The 16,446-nt window shown below is 64.2% G+C and carries 12 protein-coding genes and 1 tRNA gene; all 13 read left to right on the forward strand.

The window, feature by feature from the left end; genetic code table 11:
• The coding region (locus AC3A4E_RS17170; protein WP_446649917.1) for an EF-Tu C-terminal domain-related protein at positions 1–76 on the forward strand (76 nt) is incomplete at its 5' end.
• A 174-nt stretch (positions 77–250) separates the two neighbouring features.
• A tRNA-Trp gene (locus AC3A4E_RS17175) sits at positions 251–326 on the forward strand.
• An 84-nt stretch (positions 327–410) separates the two neighbouring features.
• A complete protein-coding gene (gene secE, locus AC3A4E_RS17180; RefSeq protein WP_487632711.1) occupies positions 411–791 on the forward strand; it encodes a preprotein translocase subunit SecE in 381 nt (126 codons plus the stop codon).
• Positions 792–807: 16 nt separating this feature from the next.
• A complete protein-coding gene (gene nusG, locus AC3A4E_RS17185; RefSeq protein ID WP_232115265.1) occupies positions 808–1,380 on the forward strand; it encodes a transcription termination/antitermination protein NusG in 573 nt (190 codons plus the stop codon).
• 199 nt (positions 1,381–1,579) lie between these two features.
• The gene (gene rplK, locus AC3A4E_RS17190) at positions 1,580–2,008 is read left to right on the forward strand and encodes a 50S ribosomal protein L11 (protein ID WP_055246815.1); all 429 of its coding nucleotides are present in this window, start codon (positions 1,580–1,582) and stop codon (positions 2,006–2,008) included.
• Positions 2,009–2,012: 4 nt separating this feature from the next.
• Entirely contained in the window at positions 2,013–2,714 is a 702-nt protein-coding gene (rplA, locus tag AC3A4E_RS17195) for a 50S ribosomal protein L1 (protein ID WP_487632704.1), read from the forward strand.
• A gap of 376 nt (positions 2,715–3,090) precedes the next feature.
• Positions 3,091–3,630: a 50S ribosomal protein L10 gene (rplJ, locus tag AC3A4E_RS17200; RefSeq protein ID WP_487632705.1), complete on the forward strand. Its 540-nt coding sequence runs from the start codon at positions 3,091–3,093 to the stop codon at positions 3,628–3,630.
• 57 nt (positions 3,631–3,687) lie between these two features.
• Positions 3,688–4,059: a 50S ribosomal protein L7/L12 gene (rplL, locus tag AC3A4E_RS17205; protein WP_487632706.1), complete on the forward strand. Its 372-nt coding sequence runs from the start codon at positions 3,688–3,690 to the stop codon at positions 4,057–4,059.
• Between the two features lie 236 nt (positions 4,060–4,295).
• Positions 4,296–8,486 carry a DNA-directed RNA polymerase subunit beta gene (rpoB, locus tag AC3A4E_RS17210; protein ID WP_487632707.1) on the forward strand — a complete coding sequence of 1,397 codons (4,191 nt, stop codon included), beginning with the start codon at positions 4,296–4,298 and terminating at the stop codon, positions 8,484–8,486.
• Between the two features lie 88 nt (positions 8,487–8,574).
• Positions 8,575–12,849, forward strand: a complete 4,275-nt coding sequence (rpoC, locus tag AC3A4E_RS17215) for a DNA-directed RNA polymerase subunit beta' (protein ID WP_487632708.1) — start codon at positions 8,575–8,577, stop codon at positions 12,847–12,849.
• 254 nt (positions 12,850–13,103) lie between these two features.
• On the forward strand, positions 13,104–13,478 hold the full coding sequence (gene rpsL, locus AC3A4E_RS17220; RefSeq protein ID WP_101924969.1) for a 30S ribosomal protein S12: 375 nt from the start codon (positions 13,104–13,106) through the stop codon (positions 13,476–13,478).
• Positions 13,479–13,488: 10 nt separating this feature from the next.
• Positions 13,489–13,956, forward strand: a complete 468-nt coding sequence (rpsG, locus tag AC3A4E_RS17225) for a 30S ribosomal protein S7 (protein ID WP_487632709.1) — start codon at positions 13,489–13,491, stop codon at positions 13,954–13,956.
• Between the two features lie 183 nt (positions 13,957–14,139).
• On the forward strand, positions 14,140–16,272 hold the full coding sequence (gene fusA, locus AC3A4E_RS17230) for an elongation factor G (RefSeq protein WP_487632710.1): 2,133 nt from the start codon (positions 14,140–14,142) through the stop codon (positions 16,270–16,272).
• Positions 16,273–16,446 lie beyond the last annotated feature (174 nt).

Below are 16,446 nucleotides of genomic sequence, written 5' to 3' on the forward strand. Positions count from 1 at the left end.
CGAAGGTCTGCGCTTCGCGATTCGCGAAGGCGGCCGTACCGTCGGCGCCGGCGTGGTGGCCAAGATCCTCAAGTGATCCGACGGCCCGGGTGCGCATGCGCATCCGGGTCGACGTTCATTCCGGCGCAAGCCGGGATGCAGTGGTTTTCGCAGGGTGCCAACCCCGTCAAAACCGCGACAAGGCGGGCCGGTACCCCGGTCCGCCTTCGCCGTCTAAGGGTGTCCGAAGCCGGTTGTTGTTCCAATCCGTACGCCAGTAGCTCAATTGGCAGAGCAGCGGTCTCCAAAACCGCAGGTTGGGGGTTCGAGTCCCTCCTGGCGTGCCATTCGCGGAATTGTCCGCGCGGGTCCGGACGCATCGCGGTCCGCCCCGTCAACCGAGCAGTCGCAAACCGATGAGTCGCCGGGAATTGAACAGCAGAGTTGAACAATCCAAGGGTGCGTCTTCGACGGACCTCGCCAAGTACGCTGCCGCGATCCTGCTCGTTGTCGCCGGTGTGTTTGCCTTTTACTGGTTCCAGGCGCAGCTGGCCACGCCGGTGCGCAGCATCATCGTCGCCCTGTGCGTCGTGGGTGCCGCCGCGGTCTTCCTGACGACGGACAAGGGTCACAAGACCCGTGATTTCTTCTCGGAAACCCGCTTCGAGATGCGCAAGGTCGTCTGGCCGACGCGCCAGGAAGCGGTCCGCCTGACCTGGATCGTGATCATCGCCGTGGCGATCATGAGCCTGCTGCTGGCCGGTTTCGACCAGATCATCCAGTGGCTGATCCGCCTCGTTCTGAGGCAGTGACGGAGTAACGATTCAGATGGAAACCGAAGGCGTCAAGCGCTGGTACGTCGTGCATGCCTATTCCGGCTTCGAGAAGTCGGTGGCCCAGGCGCTGCGTGACCGCATCGTCCGGACCGAGATGCAGGACAAGTTCGGCGACGTGCTGGTGCCGACCGAAGAAGTGATCGAAATGCGCTCCGGCCAGAAGCGCCGTTCCGAGCGCAAGTTCTTCCCGGGCTATGTCCTGGTGCAGATCCTGACGTCTGACGACGGCGGCATCCCGCGCATGGACAACGAGAGCTGGCACCTGGTCAAGGAAACGCCGAAGGTGATGGGCTTCATCGGCGGCACTGCCGACCGTCCGCTGCCGATCCGCGACGAAGAAGCTGCCGTGATCCTGGATCGCGTGCAGGAAGGCGTCGAGAAGCCGCGCCCGAAGGTCCTGTTCGAGCCGGGTCAGATGGTCCGCGTCACCGATGGTCCGTTCAACGACTTCAACGGCGTGGTCGAGGAAATCAACTACGAGAAGAGCCGCCTGCGCGTCGCAGTGCTGATCTTCGGCCGTTCGACCCCGGTCGAGCTGGAATTCGGGCAGGTCGAGAAGGCCTGACCCCGCCGCGCCCGTCTGTGACGGGCGCGCGAAACCCTGCTATAGTGCGCGGCTCACTGTCCGGTGCGCTGGGCAACTGCACAGGCCGCCGTATGGGCGGCCTTTCGCGCGAGATGGACAACGTGAATCCGGGACACGTGTATTCCCGGAACGATGGGGAGCCTGATTCAAGGCGCTTGCACCCGGAGAGAAGAAGACAATGGCGAAGAAAGTCGTCGGTTACATCAAGCTGCAGGTCAAGGCCGGTCAGGCCAACCCCTCGCCGCCGGTCGGTCCTGCGCTGGGTCAGCGCGGCCTGAACATCATGGAGTTCTGCAAGGCGTTCAACGCAGCGACCTCCAAGCTCGAGCCGGGTCTGCCGACCCCGGTCATCATCACGGCCTACTCGGACCGTACCTTCACCTTCATCACCAAGAGCACGCCGGCATCGGTGCTGCTGAAGAAGGCGGCAGGTGTGGCCTCGGGCTCGAAGCGTCCGAACACCGAAAAGGTGGGCAAGGTGACGCGCGCGCAGCTCGAAGAGATCGCCAAGGCGAAGGAAGCCGATCTGACGGCGGCCGAGCTGGAAGCAGCAGTGCGCACCATCGCGGGCTCCGCCCGTTCGATGGGCCTGACGGTGGAGGGCTGAGACCATGGCACAGACCAAGCGACAGAAGAGCATCCAGGCTGCCGTGCAGCCGGGCAAGAACTACGGCATCGATGACGCCCTGAAGATCGTCAAGGACAACAGCAGCGCGAAGTTCGCCGAAGCCGTGGACGTCGCCGTCCGCCTCGGCGTCGATGCGCGCAAGTCCGACCAGCAGGTGCGCGGCTCGACCGTGCTGCCGCAGGGCACGGGCAAGAGCGTCCGCGTCGCGGTGTTCGCGCCGGCCGGTGCCAAGGCTGATGAAGCTCTGGCCGCCGGTGCCGACATCGTCGGCATGGACGACCTGGCCGAGAAGATGCAGGCCGGCGACATCAACTACGACGTCGTGATCGCGACGCCGGACGCGATGCGCGTGGTCGGCAAGCTCGGTACGGTGCTGGGCCCGCGCGGTCTGATGCCGAACCCGAAGGTCGGCACCGTCTCCCCGAACCCGGGTGAGGCAGTGAAGAATGCGAAGGGCGGCCAGGTCCGTTACCGCACCGACAAGGCCGGCATCATCCACTGCACGATCGGCAAGGCCGACTTCGATGCGGAGAAGCTGAAGGAAAACCTGCAGGCGCTGCTGGCCGACCTGGTGAAGGCCAAGCCGGCCACCGCCAAGGGCCAGTACCTGCAGAAGATCTCGGTGAGCTCGACCATGGGTCCGGGCGTCACCGTCGACCAGTCGTCGCTGAGCATCGCGCGCTGATCGCAATGCAATAAACGCGCCGTCCCGCTCGCGGGGCGACGCGATTTGGGGGCATCGCGACGGACCTTGTGTCCGGCGCGGCGCCGTCAAAGACCGCAGGCGCGGTGGAGATCGACGTGGCGACGGGCAGGGATGCTCGAACTGGCAGGGAATCGCCGCCACCGATGATCGAGACCGCTTAATCCCGGGGTGCTTGCACCGAAGGGCCTGCGTAGATGGTGATGCCTTTCTGAAGGTTTCTGGTCAGACATTCGTCCAGCCAGGCAGAAGGCCACCACCGGGATGCGTCACGCATCCCCGGCCTCCACGGATTGGAAGCCGCTCAGGACCGCAAGCGGCAGGAGCCGTGAGCGGAGTTCACAATGAGGAGTGATTAATGGCTCTCAATCTGTCCCAGAAGCAGGAAGTTGTCGCCGAGCTGGCAGAAGTCGCCGCGAACGCCCACTCCCTGATTGCTGTCGAGTACGTGGGCACCACGGTCAGTCAAATGACCGCGATGCGCAAGAAGGCTCGTGAGACCGGTGTGTACTTGCGCGTTGTCAAGAACACCCTGGCCGCACGCGCGGTGGAAGGTACCAGCTACGAGTGCTCCAAGGACTCGCTGGTCGGACCTCTGCTGTATGCGTTCTCGACCGAGGAGCCCGGCGCAGCCGGTCGCCTGATCAAGGAATTCGCGAAAGACAACAGCAAGCTGGTGCCCAAGCTCGTCGTCGTGGAAGGCCAGTTGTATCCGGCCGGCCATGTCGACGTTCTGGCATCGCTGCCGACGCTCGACCAGGCGCTGTCGATGCTGGCCCGCGTGCTGTCCGAACCCGCTGCGATGTTCGCCCGTGCCGTCAAGGCCGTCGGCGACAAGCAGGGTGGTGGCGACGAAGCACCCGCGGACGCAGCAGCCGAGACGGCCGAAACGGCGTAAGCCCGACCTGTCGGTTCAACGAAACCTATCCCAGAAAATTTTTCAAAGGTAATCACAATGTCCCTTACCAACGAACAGATCGTCGACGCCATCGCCGAGAAGTCCCTGATGGAAGTGATGGAGCTGGTCAAGGCCATCGAAGAGAAGTTCGGCGTCTCCGCCGCTGCTCCGGTTGCCGCGGCTGCTGCTGCCGGCCCGGCTGCCGCTGTCGAAGAGCAGACCGAATTCACCGTCATCCTGAAGGCTGCCGGCGAGAAGAAGGTCGAGTCGATCAAGGTCGTCCGCGCCATCACCGGCCTGGGCCTCAAGGAAGCCAAGGACCTGGTCGAGGGCGCGCCGAAGGAAATCAAGGAAGGCGCCACGAAGGAAGAAGCCGAGAAGATCAAGAAGGATCTCGAGGCTGCTGGCGCGACCGTCGAAATCAAGTAAGCGGCACTTGGCATCGCAGCAGCATGCTTGCGATGCACCGGGGCCGGGGGCGAAAGCTCCCGGCCCTTGGTCGTTCCTGAAATCGGGCGGCCTGTAACAAGACAACTGACGCAGTTGTCAGTGGGTAGTAGCGGGAGATGGCGTGCTGGTGCCGGCAATACCAGCGACTACCCAGTGACAGCTCCATGTTCCGGATCGCAAGCCGATCCCATCCGATCCAACGAGGCGTAATCCCCATGACGACGTCCCAGCAGCTCCCGTCGAGCCCGCAGCAGACCTACTCGTTCACCGAGAAGAAGCGCATCCGCAAGAACTTCGGCAAGCGCCGCGAGATTCTCGAGGTGCCGTTCCTCCTGGCCATCCAGGTCGATTCCTACCGCGAATTCCTGCAGGCCGACCGCGACCCCACCAAGCGTGAGGACCGTGGCCTGCACGCCGCGCTCAAGTCGGTGTTCCCGATCGTCAGCTACAACGGCTACGCCGCACTCGAATACGTCGGCTACAAGCTCGGCGAACCCGTGTTCGACGAGCGCGAATGCCGCAACCGTGGCCTGAGCTACGGCGCCCCGCTGCGCGTGACCGTGCGTCTGGTGATCTACGACCGCGAGTCGTCGCAGAAGGCCATCAAGTACGTGAAGGAGCAGGAGGTCTACATGGGCGAGATTCCGCTCATGACCGAAAACGGCACCTTCATCATCAACGGCACCGAGCGCGTCATCGTCTCGCAGCTGCACCGCTCGCCGGGCGTGTTCTTCGATCACGACCGCGGCAAGACGCACAGCTCGGGCAAGCTGCTCTACAGCGCCCGCATCATTCCGTACCGCGGCTCCTGGCTCGACTTCGAGTTTGACCCGAAGGATGCGCTGTTCACGCGTATCGACCGCCGTCGCAAGCTGCCGGTGTCGGTGCTGCTGCGCGCGCTCGGCTACAACAACGAAGAGATGCTCAACGAGTTCTTCGACATCAACAGCTACCACATCCTGCCGGAAGGCGAGGGCGTGCAGCTGGAGCTGGTGTCGGAGCGTCTGCGTGGCGAAACGCTGAACTTCGACCTGCTCGACGGCGAGAAGGTCATCGTCGAAGCGGGCAAGCGCATCACCGCGCGTCACGTCAAGCAGCTCGAAGCCGCAGGCATCACCGCGCTGGCCGTGCCGGACGACTACATGGTCGGCCAGATCCTGTCGCACGACGTGATCGACCCGGCGACCGGCGAGCTGGTCGCGACCGCCAACGACGAGATCACGCTCGAGACCCTCGAGGCGCTGCGCAAGGCGTCGATCGAGACCATCGGCACCATCTGGGTCAACGACCTCGATCGCGGCCCGTACCTGTCCAACACCCTGCGCATCGACTCGACCAAGACGCAGCTCGATGCGCTGGTCGAGATCTACCGCATGATGCGTCCCGGCGAGCCGCCGACCAAGGATGCCGCGCAGAACCTGTTCCACAACCTGTTCTTCACGTTCGAGCGCTACGACGTCTCCGGCGTCGGCCGCATGAAGTTCAACCGTCGCCTGGGCCGCAAGGAAACCGAAGGCGCGTCCGTGCTGTACGACGCGAAGTACTTCGCCGAGCGCAAGGACGAGGACGCGGTGCGTCTGCGTGGCGAGTTCGGCCAGACGTCGGACATCCTCGACGTCATCCGCGTGCTGACCGAGATCCGCAACGGTCGCGGCGTCGTCGACGACATCGACCACCTCGGCAACCGTCGCGTGCGTTCGGTCGGCGAAATGGCCGAGAACGTGTTCCGCGTGGGCCTGGTCCGCGTCGAGCGCGCGGTGCGCGAGCGCCTGACGATGGCCGAGGCCGATGGCCTGACCCCGCAGGAACTGATCAACGCCAAGCCGGTCGCGGCGGCGGTCAAGGAATTCTTCGGCTCCTCGCAGCTGTCGCAGTTCATGGACCAGAACAACCCGCTGTCGGAAGTCACGCACAAGCGTCGCGTCTCGGCCCTCGGCCCGGGCGGTCTGACCCGCGAGCGCGCCGGCTTCGAAGTGCGCGACGTGCATCCCACGCATTACGGCCGCGTCTGCACCATCGAAACGCCGGAAGGCCCGAACATCGGCCTGATCAACTCGCTGGCGACGTTCGCACGCACCAACAAGTACGGCTTCCTCGAGACGCCGTACCGCAAGGTCGTCGACAGCCGCGTCACCGACGACATCGAATACCTGTCGGCGATCGAAGAGAACGACTACGTCATCGCACAGGCCAATGCCGTCCAGGACGACAAGGGCACGATGACGCAGCAGTTCGTCGACTGCCGCTTCCAGGGCGAGTCGCTGCTCAAGCCGCCGGCGGAAATCCATTACATGGACGTCTCGCCGATGCAGACCGTGTCGGTCGCCGCCGCGCTCGTGCCGTTCCTCGAGCACGATGACGCGAACCGCGCACTGATGGGCGCCAACATGCAGCGCCAGGCCGTGCCGACGCTGCGTGCGCAGAAGCCGCTGGTCGGTACCGGCATCGAGCGCGCCGTGGCGCGCGACTCGGGCGTGACCGTGAACGCCCGCCGTGGCGGCGTGATCGAGCAGATCGATGCCGGCCGCGTCGTGGTCAAGGTGCATGAAGAAGAGATCTCCGGCGAGCACGATGCCGGCGTCGACATCTACAACCTGATCAAGTACACGCGCTCCAACCAGAACACCTGCATCAACCAGCGTCCGCTGGTGAACGTGGGTGACGTGGTCGCGCGCGGCGACGTGCTGGCCGACGGTCCCTCGACCGACATCGGCGAGCTCGCGCTGGGCCAGAACATGCTCGTCGCGTTCATGCCGTGGAACGGCTACAACTTCGAAGACTCGATCCTGCTGTCGGAGCGCGTCGTCAAGGAAGACCGTTACACGACGATCCACATCGAGGAGATGACCGCGGTCGCCCGCGACACGAAGCTGGGACCGGAGGAAATCTCCGCCGACATCCCGAACGTGTCCGAGAACGCGCTCAACCGTCTCGACGAATCCGGCGTGGTGTACATCGGTGCGGAAGTCCGCGCCGGCGACATCCTGGTGGGCAAGGTCACGCCGAAGGGCGAGAGCCAGCTGACCCCGGAAGAGAAGCTGCTGCGCGCGATCTTCGGTGAGAAGGCGTCCGACGTGAAGGACAGCTCGCTGCGCGTGCCGCCGGGTATGGACGGCACCGTCATCGACGTGCAGGTCTTCACCCGCGACGGCATCGAGAAGGACAAGCGCGCCAAGCAGATCGAAGAGTCCGAGATCAAGCGCGTCAAGAAGGACTTCGACGACCAGTTCCGCATCCTCGAAAGCGCGATCTATGCGCGTCTGCGTTCGCAGATCCAGGGCAAGGTCGCCAACGGCGGCCCCGGCCTGAAGAAGGGCGACACGGTCAGCTCGCTGGTGCTCGACGGCCTGAAGAAGTCCGACTGGTTCCAGATCCGCATGAAGGACGAGGACGCGGCCGACGCGATCGAACGTGCGCAGAAGCAGATCGACGCGCACCAGAAGGAGTTCGAGAAGCGCTTCGCCGACAAGCGCGGCAAGATCACCCAGGGCGACGACCTCGCACCGGGCGTGCTGAAGATGGTCAAGGTCTATCTGGCCGTGAAGCGCCGCATCCAGCCGGGCGACAAGATGGCCGGCCGTCACGGCAACAAGGGTGTCGTGTCGACCATCGTGCCCGTGCAGGACATGCCGCACATGGCCAACGGCAACACGGTCGACATCGTGTTGAACCCGCTGGGCGTGCCGTCGCGTATGAACATCGGCCAGATCCTCGAAGTGCACCTGGGCCTCGCGGCCAAGGGCCTGGGCGAGAAGATCCAGCGGATGCTCGACGCGCAGGCCAAGGTGGCCGAACTGCGCAGCTTCCTCGACCAGATCTACAACCACGACAAGGCCGTGTTCGCACAGCGCGTCGACCTGTCGCAGTTCAGCGACGAGGAACTGCTGAAGCTCGCCGGCAACCTCACCGACGGCGTGCCGATGGCCACCCCGGTGTTCGATGGCGCGGCGGAGTCGGAGATCAAGGCGATGCTCGAGCTGGCGGACATGCCGACCAGTGGTCAGCACCGTCTGTTCGATGGCCGGACCGGCGAGGCGTTCGAGCGTGAAGTGACCGTGGGCTACATGCACATGCTCAAGCTCAACCACCTCGTGGACGACAAGATGCACGCGCGTTCGACCGGTCCGTACTCGCTCGTCACCCAGCAGCCGCTGGGCGGCAAGGCGCAGTTCGGCGGCCAGCGCTTCGGCGAAATGGAAGTCTGGGCGCTGGAAGCCTACGGCGCGGCCTACACCCTGCAGGAAATGCTGACGGTGAAGTCCGACGACGTGCAGGGCCGCAACCAGATGTACAAGAACATCGTCGACGGTGAGCACGAGATGGTTGCCGGCATGCCGGAGTCGTTCAACGTGCTGGTCAAGGAAATCCGTTCGCTGGCGATCAACATGGAGCTGGAGGAGCACTGAGGCAGGACGTCCGACGCGCGGCGCGTGAGCGTGCCGCGCGCGACCCCGATCCAATCCGCCCCAGGTTCCCCATTCCCGGAGTAAAGACATGAAAGACCTGCTCAATCTCTTCAACCAGCCGCGCCAGATCCCGGACTTCGACGCGATCAAGATCGCGCTCGCAAGCCCCGACCTGATCCGTTCGTGGTCGTTCGGCGAAGTGAAGAAGCCCGAGACGATCAACTACCGCACGTTCAAGCCCGAGCGTGACGGCCTGTTCTGCGCCGCGATCTTCGGCCCGATCAAGGACTACGAGTGCCTGTGCGGCAAGTACAAGCGCATGAAGCACCGTGGCGTGGTCTGCGAGAAGTGCGGCACCGAAGTCACCCTGGCCAAGGTGCGCCGCGAGCGCATGGGTCACATCGACCTGGCGTCGCCGGTCGCGCACATCTGGTTCCTCAAGTCGCTGCCGTCGCGCATCGGCCTGATGCTGGACATGACCCTGCGTGACATCGAGCGCATCCTGTACTTCGAAGCGTTCGTCGTGACCGAGCCGGGCCTGACCCCGCTCGAGCGCAGCCAGCTGCTCAACGAAGAGCAGTACATGCAGATGCGCCAGGAACACGGCGACGACTTCGACGCCGCGATGGGCGCCGAGGCGGTCTACGACCTGCTGCGCACGATCGACCTGCAGGCCGAGATGGTCCGCCTGAAGGAAGAGATCGCCGCCACGGGTTCTGAAACCAAGCTCAAGCGTCTCACCAAGCGCATCAAGCTGGTCGAGGCCTTCATCGAGTCGGGCAACCGTCCCGAGTGGATGATCATGACCGTGCTGCCGGTGCTGCCGCCGGACCTGCGTCCGCTGGTCCCGCTGGACGGTGGCCGCTTCGCGACCTCGGATCTCAATGATCTGTACCGCCGCGTCATCAACCGCAACAACCGCCTGCGTCGCCTGCTCGAACTCAATGCGCCCGACATCATCGTGCGCAACGAAAAACGCATGCTGCAGGAATCGGTCGATGCGCTGATGGACAACGGCCGTCGCGGCCGTGCGATCACCGGTACCAACAAGCGCCCGCTCAAGTCGCTCGCCGACATGATCAAGGGCAAGCAGGGTCGCTTCCGCCAGAACCTGCTCGGCAAGCGCGTCGACTACTCGGGCCGTTCGGTCATCGTGGTCGGCCCGACGCTGCGTCTGCACGAGTGCGGCCTGCCGAAGAAGATGGCGCTGGAACTGTTCAAGCCCTTCATCTTCGCCAAGCTGCAGCGCCGTGGCCTCGCCACGACGATCAAGGCCGCCAAGAAGCTCGTCGAGCGCGAAGAGGCCGAGGTGTGGGACATCCTCGAAGAGGTGATCCGCGAACACCCGGTCATGCTCAACCGCGCGCCGACGCTGCACCGTCTGGGCATCCAGGCGTTCGAGCCGGTGCTGATCGAAGGCAAGGCGATCCAGCTGCATCCGCTGGTGTGTACCGCGTTCAACGCCGACTTCGACGGTGACCAGATGGCGGTCCACGTGCCGCTCTCGCTGGAAGCCCAGCTCGAAGCGCGCGCGCTGATGATGGCGTCGAACAACATCCTGTCGCCGGCCAACGGCGAGCCGATCATCGTGCCGTCGCAGGACGTCGTGCTCGGTCTGTATTACATGACGCGCGCTCTGGAGAACATCCCGGGCGAGGGCATGATCTTCGCGAACATCGCCGAAGTGCGTCGTGCGTTCGACAACAAGGCTGCCGGCCTCCACGCCAAGATCAAGGTCCGCATCAACCAGACCGTGATCAGCGAGGACGGTTCGCGCGAGAAGGTGACCTCGATCGTCGAGACGAGCGTGGGTCGTGCGCTGCTGCTCGAAATCATGCCCGACGGCCTGCCGTTCGAGCTGGCCAACGTCGAGCTCAACAAGAAGAACATCTCGCGCCTGATCAACGCCTGCTACCGCCGTCTGGGTCTCAAGGACACGGTCGTGTTCGCCGACAAGCTGATGTACACCGGCTTCGGCAACGCGACGCGTGCGGGCGTGTCGATCGGTATCAACGACATGACCATCCCGACCGAGAAGGCCGGCATCCTGGTCGAGGCCGAGGCCGAAGTGCTGGAAATCCAGCAGCAGTACCAGTCGGGTCTGGTCACCGCCGGCGAGCGCTACAACAAGGTCGTCGACATCTGGTCGCGTACGAACGAGCGCATCGCCAAGGCGATGATGGACACGATCGGTACCGAGAAGGTCCTCAATGCCAAGGGCGAAACCATCGACCAGAAGTCGATGAACTCGCTCTACATCATGGCCGACTCCGGTGCGCGTGGTTCGCAGGCGCAGATCCGTCAGCTGGCCGGTATGCGCGGCCTGATGGCCAAGCCGGACGGCTCGATCATCGAGACGCCGATCATCGCGAACTTCCGCGAAGGTCTGAACGTCCAGGAATACTTCAACTCCACCCACGGTGCCCGTAAGGGTCTGGCCGATACCGCGCTCAAGACCGCGAACTCCGGTTACCTGACCCGTCGTCTCGTCGACGTGGCGCAGGACGTGGTGATCACTGAAGTCGACTGCGGCACGATGGATGGTCTCACCATGACCCCGATCGTCGAAGGCGGCGACGTGGTCGAGCCGTTGCGCGACCGCGTGCTGGGTCGTGTCGTGGCCGAGGACGTGTTCCTGCCGGGCAATGACGAGGATCCGATCGTCACCCGCAACACGCTGCTCGACGAGCAGTGGGTGCAGCGCCTCGAAGAGGCCGGTGTGCAGTCGATCCAGGTCCGTTCGACGATCACCTGCGAAGCCGGCTTCGGTGTCTGCGCCAGCTGCTACGGCCGTGACCTCGGCCGCGGCCACCTGGTCAACCAGGGCGAGGCCGTGGGCGTCGTCGCCGCGCAGTCGATCGGCGAGCCCGGCACGCAGCTGACCATGCGTACGTTCCACATCGGTGGTGCCGCCTCGCGTGCGGCCGCCATCGACAACGTGACGGTCAAGACCACCGGCTCGATCAAGTTCAACAACCTCAAGCACGTCAAGCACGAGAGCGGCAGCCTGGTCGCGGTCTCACGTTCGGGCGAACTGTCGGTGCTCGACGGCCACGGCCGCGAGCGCGAGCGTTACAAGCTGCCCTACGGCGCGACGATCACTGTCAACGACGGCGATGCGATCAAGGCCGGCCAGACCGTGTCGAACTGGGATCCGCATAACCACCCGATCGTGTCGGAAGTGGCGGGCTTCATCCGCTTCGTGGACTTCGTCGACGGCATCACCGTCATCGAGAAGACCGACGACCTGACCGGCCTGGCGTCGCGCGAGATCACCGATCCCAAGCGTCGTGGTTCGATGGGCAAGGATCTGCGTCCGATCGTGCGCATCGTCGATGCCAAGGGCAACGACCTCAACATTCCCGGTACCGACCTGCCGGCGCAGTACCTGCTGCCGCCGCGCTCGATCGTCAACCTGCAGGACGGCGATGCCGTCGGCGTGGGCGACGTGGTCACCAAGGTGCCGCAGGAAGCGTCGAAGACCCGCGACATCACCGGTGGTCTGCCGCGCGTGGCCGATCTGTTCGAAGCGCGCAAGCCGAAGGACCAGGCGATCCTCGCCGAGATCTCCGGCATCGTCAGCTTCGGCAAGGACACCAAGGGCAAGCAGCGCCTGATCATCAAGGGCGTCGACGGCGAGGATCATGAAGAACTGATCCCGAAGTACCGCCAGATCATCGTGTTCGAAGGCGAGCACGTGGAGAAGGGCGAGACGGTCGTCGACGGCGAGCCGAGCCCGCAGGACATCCTGCGTCTGAAGGGTGTCGAGGAGCTGGCGTCCTACCTGACCAAGGAAATCCAGGACGTCTACCGCCTGCAGGGCGTGAAGATCAACGACAAGCACATCGAGGTGATCGTTCGCCAGATGCTGCGCAAGGTCGAGATCACCGACCAGGGCGACAGCCGCTTCCTCAACGGCGAGCAGGTCGAGCGTCAGCGCGTGATCGAGGACAACGTCAGGCATCTCGCCAAGAGCGAACTGCCGGCGAAGTTCGAACCGGTGCTGCTGGGCATCACCAAGGCGTCGCTGGCCACCGAGTCGTTCATCTCGGCTGCGTCGTTCCAGGAGACCACCCGCGTGCTCACCGAGGCGGCCGTCCGCGGCACGCGCGACAGCCTGCGCGGTCTGAAGGAAAACGTGATCGTGGGTCGCCTGATCCCCGCGGGTACCGGTCTGGCGTACCACGCCCGCCGTCGTCGCGCCGCGTCCGGCCTGACCGACTCGGAAATGGATGCACTGTCGGGCAGCAGCGCGGTCACGGCCGAGGCCGAGGTCGTCGCGGCACCGGCTGCGCCGGAGCAGGTGATGCTGGAAGACGCGCCGGTGACACCGGCTGCTGACAGCGACGGCGAAGCACGCTAAGATTGCACCCCTTTGGTGGCCCCTCGTGGGCCACCCAGACTCCGAAAAGAGGCGCAGGACGCGGCTCGTATTCGGTCCAGGATGGACGGGAGACGTTGTATGCCGGGCTGGATCCTCCGGGATCCGCCAGCGGCGGTATGACCCGCGTTGACGGTACCCGTCAGCGCGGGCTATACTTTTTCGTCTGACAGGCGGCGATTCCGTCTGTCTTCGTTTTCACCGGGCTCCGGCCCGAACCAAAGACCCGAGACCTGATGGCAACGATCAACCAGCTGGTGCGGAAGCCGCGCAGCCCTGAAACCTACAAGAGCACTTCGCCCGCGCTGGCGAACTGCCCGCAGCGCCGTGGCGTCTGCACCCGCGTGTACACCACGACCCCGAAGAAGCCGAACTCGGCGCTTCGCAAGGTCGCCAAGGTGCGCCTGACCAACGGTTACGAAGTCATTTCGTACATCGGCGGCGAAGGCCACAACCTGCAGGAGCACAGCGTGGTGCTGATCCGCGGCGGTCGCGTCAAGGACCTCCCGGGCGTGCGTTACCACACCGTGCGCGGTTCGCTCGACGCCTCCGGCGTTGCGAAGCGCAAGCAGAGCCGTTCGAAGTACGGCACCAAGCGTCCGAAGGGCTGAGGAATAGACAATGTCGCGTAAAGGAAACACCCCGCAGCGTTCGGTGCTGCCCGACCCGAAGCACAACAGCGACACGATCGCGCGCTTCATCAACATGGTCATGAAGAGTGGCAAGAAGTCGATCGCTGAAAAGATCGTCTACGGCGCCATGGACGTGATCAGCGAGAAGAACGGCAATGCGCTCGAGCTGGTCGAGAAGGCGCTTGGCAACATCTCGCCGGCCGTCGAAGTGAAGTCGCGTCGCGTCGGTGGTGCCACGTACCAGGTGCCGGTCGAAGTGCGCGCCTCGCGTCGCATGGCGCTGGCCATGCGCTGGTTGATCGAGTCGGCGCGCAAGCGCGGCGAGAACACCATGCCGCGCAAGCTGGCCGCCGAGCTCATCGACGCATCGGAAAACCGTGGTGGCGCGATCAAGAAGCGCGAAGAAACCCACCGCATGGCCGACGCCAACAAGGCGTTCGCGCACTACCGCTGGTAAGCGGCCTCCGCGGGTCCCGGTTGATTCCGGGACCCGTCGGCACCATACAGGTGCCTCCAAGCGGTCACAGACCGCACGCAGGATCCGGAAGCCGCCGCAAGGCGGCATTCGTCCATTCAAGCGATTCCATCGCGAAGGCACGGCGTCATGCCGCGACTTCGCCATTCAATACGAGAGACTGACGTGGCTCGCACGACACCCATCGAACGCTACCGCAACTTCGGCATCATGGCCCACATCGATGCCGGCAAGACCACGACCTCTGAGCGCATCCTGTTCTACACCGGCAAGAGCCACAAGATCGGTGAAGTGCACGATGGCGCCGCCACCATGGACTGGATGGAGCAGGAGCAGGAACGTGGCATCACGATCCAGTCCGCGGCGACCACCGCGTTCTGGAAGGGCATGGACAAGTCGCTGCCCGAGTACCGCTTCAACATCATCGACACCCCCGGCCACGTCGACTTCACGATCGAAGTGGAGCGTTCGCTGCGCGTGCTCGACGGCGCGGTGTTCGTGCTGTGTGCCGTCGGTGGCGTGCAGCCGCAGTCGGAAACCGTGTGGCGCCAAGCCAACAAGTACCACGTGCCGCGCATCGCATTCGTCAACAAGATGGATCGTACCGGCGCCAACTTCGTCAAGGTCCGCGACCAGCTGAAGGCCCGTCTGGGTGCTTCGCCGGTGCCGATGCAGGTGCCGATTGGCGCCGAGGACGGCTTTGAAGGCGTGGTCGACCTGATCAAGATGAAGGCGATCCACTGGGACACCGCTTCGCAAGGCCTGACATTCGAATATCGCGAGATCCCGGCTGAACTGCAGGCGGAAGCCGAGGAGGCGCGCGCCTTCATGATCGAGTCGGCCGCCGAGGCCAGCGAAGCCCTGATGGACAAGTACCTGGAGACGGGTGAGCTGTCCGAGGCCGAGATCATCGACGGTCTGCGCGAGCGCACGCTCAAGACGGAAATCGTGCCGATGTACTGCGGCACGGCGTTCAAGAACAAGGGCGTCCAGGCGATGCTCGACGGTGTCGTGCAGCTGCTGCCGTCGCCGGTCGACGTGCCGTCGGTCAAGGGTGTGGACGTCGATGACGAGACCAAGGAACTGACGCGCGAGTCGAACGACAAGGCGCCGTTCTCGGCGCTGGCGTTCAAGATCATGACCGATCCGTTCGTGGGTTCGCTGACCTTCTTCCGCGTCTACTCGGGCATGCTCAACGCCGGCGACCAGGTGTACAACTCGGTCAAGAGCAAGAAGGAGCGCATCGGCCGTCTGCTGCAGATGCACTCCAACAACCGCGAAGAGATCAAGGAAGTGCTGGCCGGCGACATCGCCGCGGCAGTGGGCCTGAAGGACGTCACCACCGGTGACACCCTCTGCTCGCAGGAACACCCGATCGTGCTTGAGCGGATGGTGTTCCCGGAGCCGGTCATCTCGATGGCGGTGGAGCCGAAGACCAAGTCGGACCAGGAAAAGATGGGCCTCGCGCTCGGTCGCCTGGCGCAGGAGGATCCGTCCTTCCGCGTGCGTACCGATGAAGAGTCCGGCCAGACCATCATCGCCGGTATGGGTGAGCTGCACCTGGACATCATCGTTGACCGCATGAAGCGCGAGTTCAACGTCGAAGCCAATGTCGGCAAGCCGCAGGTTGCGTATCGCGAAACGATCCGCTCGAAGGATGTGAAGTCGGACTACAAGCACGCCAAGCAGTCGGGCGGTAAGGGTCAGTACGGTCACGTCGTGATCGAGCTGTCGCCGCTGACGGCCGAGGATCGTGCCGATCCGAAGCTGGCGGGCGACATCAAGGACGATTTCCTGTTCATCAACGACATCACCGGTGGCGTGATCCCGAAGGAATTCATCCCGTCGGTCGAGAAGGGCATCCGCGAAACGATCACCAGTGGTCCGATCGCCGGCTTCCCGGTCGTGGGCGTCAAGGTCAAGCTGGTGTTCGGCTCGTACCACGACGTCGACTCGTCGGAAATGGCGTTCAAGCTCGCGTCGTCGATGGCGTTCAAGCAGGGCTTCGTCAAGGCGAGCCCGGTGCTGCTCGAGCCGATCATGAAGGTCGAGATCGTCAGCCCCGAGGATTACCTCGGCGACGTGATGGGCGACGTCAGCCGTCGTCGCGGCATCCTGCAGGGCCAGGACGACAGCCCGTCGGGCAAGATCATCAACGCGATGATCCCGCTGGGCGAAATGTTCGGCTACGCGACGACGCTGCGCTCGATGTCCCAGGGCCGTGCGACGTTCTCGATGGAGTTCGATCACTACGCGGAAGCGCCGACGAACATCGCGGACACCGTCACCAAGAAGTAAGTCGTGATTCGTGATCCGGGGCCCGCCACTCGAAAGAGTGCGGGTCCCGCTTCACCCGAATCACCAATCACCAATCACGAATCACAGAGGTTGTAGACATGGCAAAGGGTAAGTTCGAGCGCACCAAGCCGCACGTCAACGTCGGCACCATCGGTCACGTCGACCACGGCAAGA

It is taken from the genome of Luteimonas sp. Soil_N_1 (assembly GCF_057656255.1).

Bases quoted from the DNA above. Each gene is read 5' to 3' on its own strand.
- rplJ (WP_487632705.1), top strand. From the start codon at position 3,091: ATGGCTCTCAATCTGTCCCAGAAGCAGGAAGTTGTCGCCGAGCTGGCA.
- rplL (WP_487632706.1), top strand. From the start codon at position 3,688: ATGTCCCTTACCAACGAACAGATCGTCGACGCCATCGCCGAGAAGTCC.
- rplK (WP_055246815.1), top strand. From the start codon at position 1,580: ATGGCGAAGAAAGTCGTCGGTTACATCAAGCTGCAGGTCAAGGCCGGT.
- rpoC (WP_487632708.1), top strand. From the start codon at position 8,575: ATGAAAGACCTGCTCAATCTCTTCAACCAGCCGCGCCAGATCCCGGAC.
- rpsG (WP_487632709.1), top strand. From the start codon at position 13,489: ATGTCGCGTAAAGGAAACACCCCGCAGCGTTCGGTGCTGCCCGACCCG.
- rpoB (WP_487632707.1), top strand. From the start codon at position 4,296: ATGACGACGTCCCAGCAGCTCCCGTCGAGCCCGCAGCAGACCTACTCG.
- rpsL (WP_101924969.1), top strand. From the start codon at position 13,104: ATGGCAACGATCAACCAGCTGGTGCGGAAGCCGCGCAGCCCTGAAACC.
- rplA (WP_487632704.1), top strand. From the start codon at position 2,013: ATGGCACAGACCAAGCGACAGAAGAGCATCCAGGCTGCCGTGCAGCCG.
- nusG (WP_232115265.1), top strand. From the start codon at position 808: ATGGAAACCGAAGGCGTCAAGCGCTGGTACGTCGTGCATGCCTATTCC.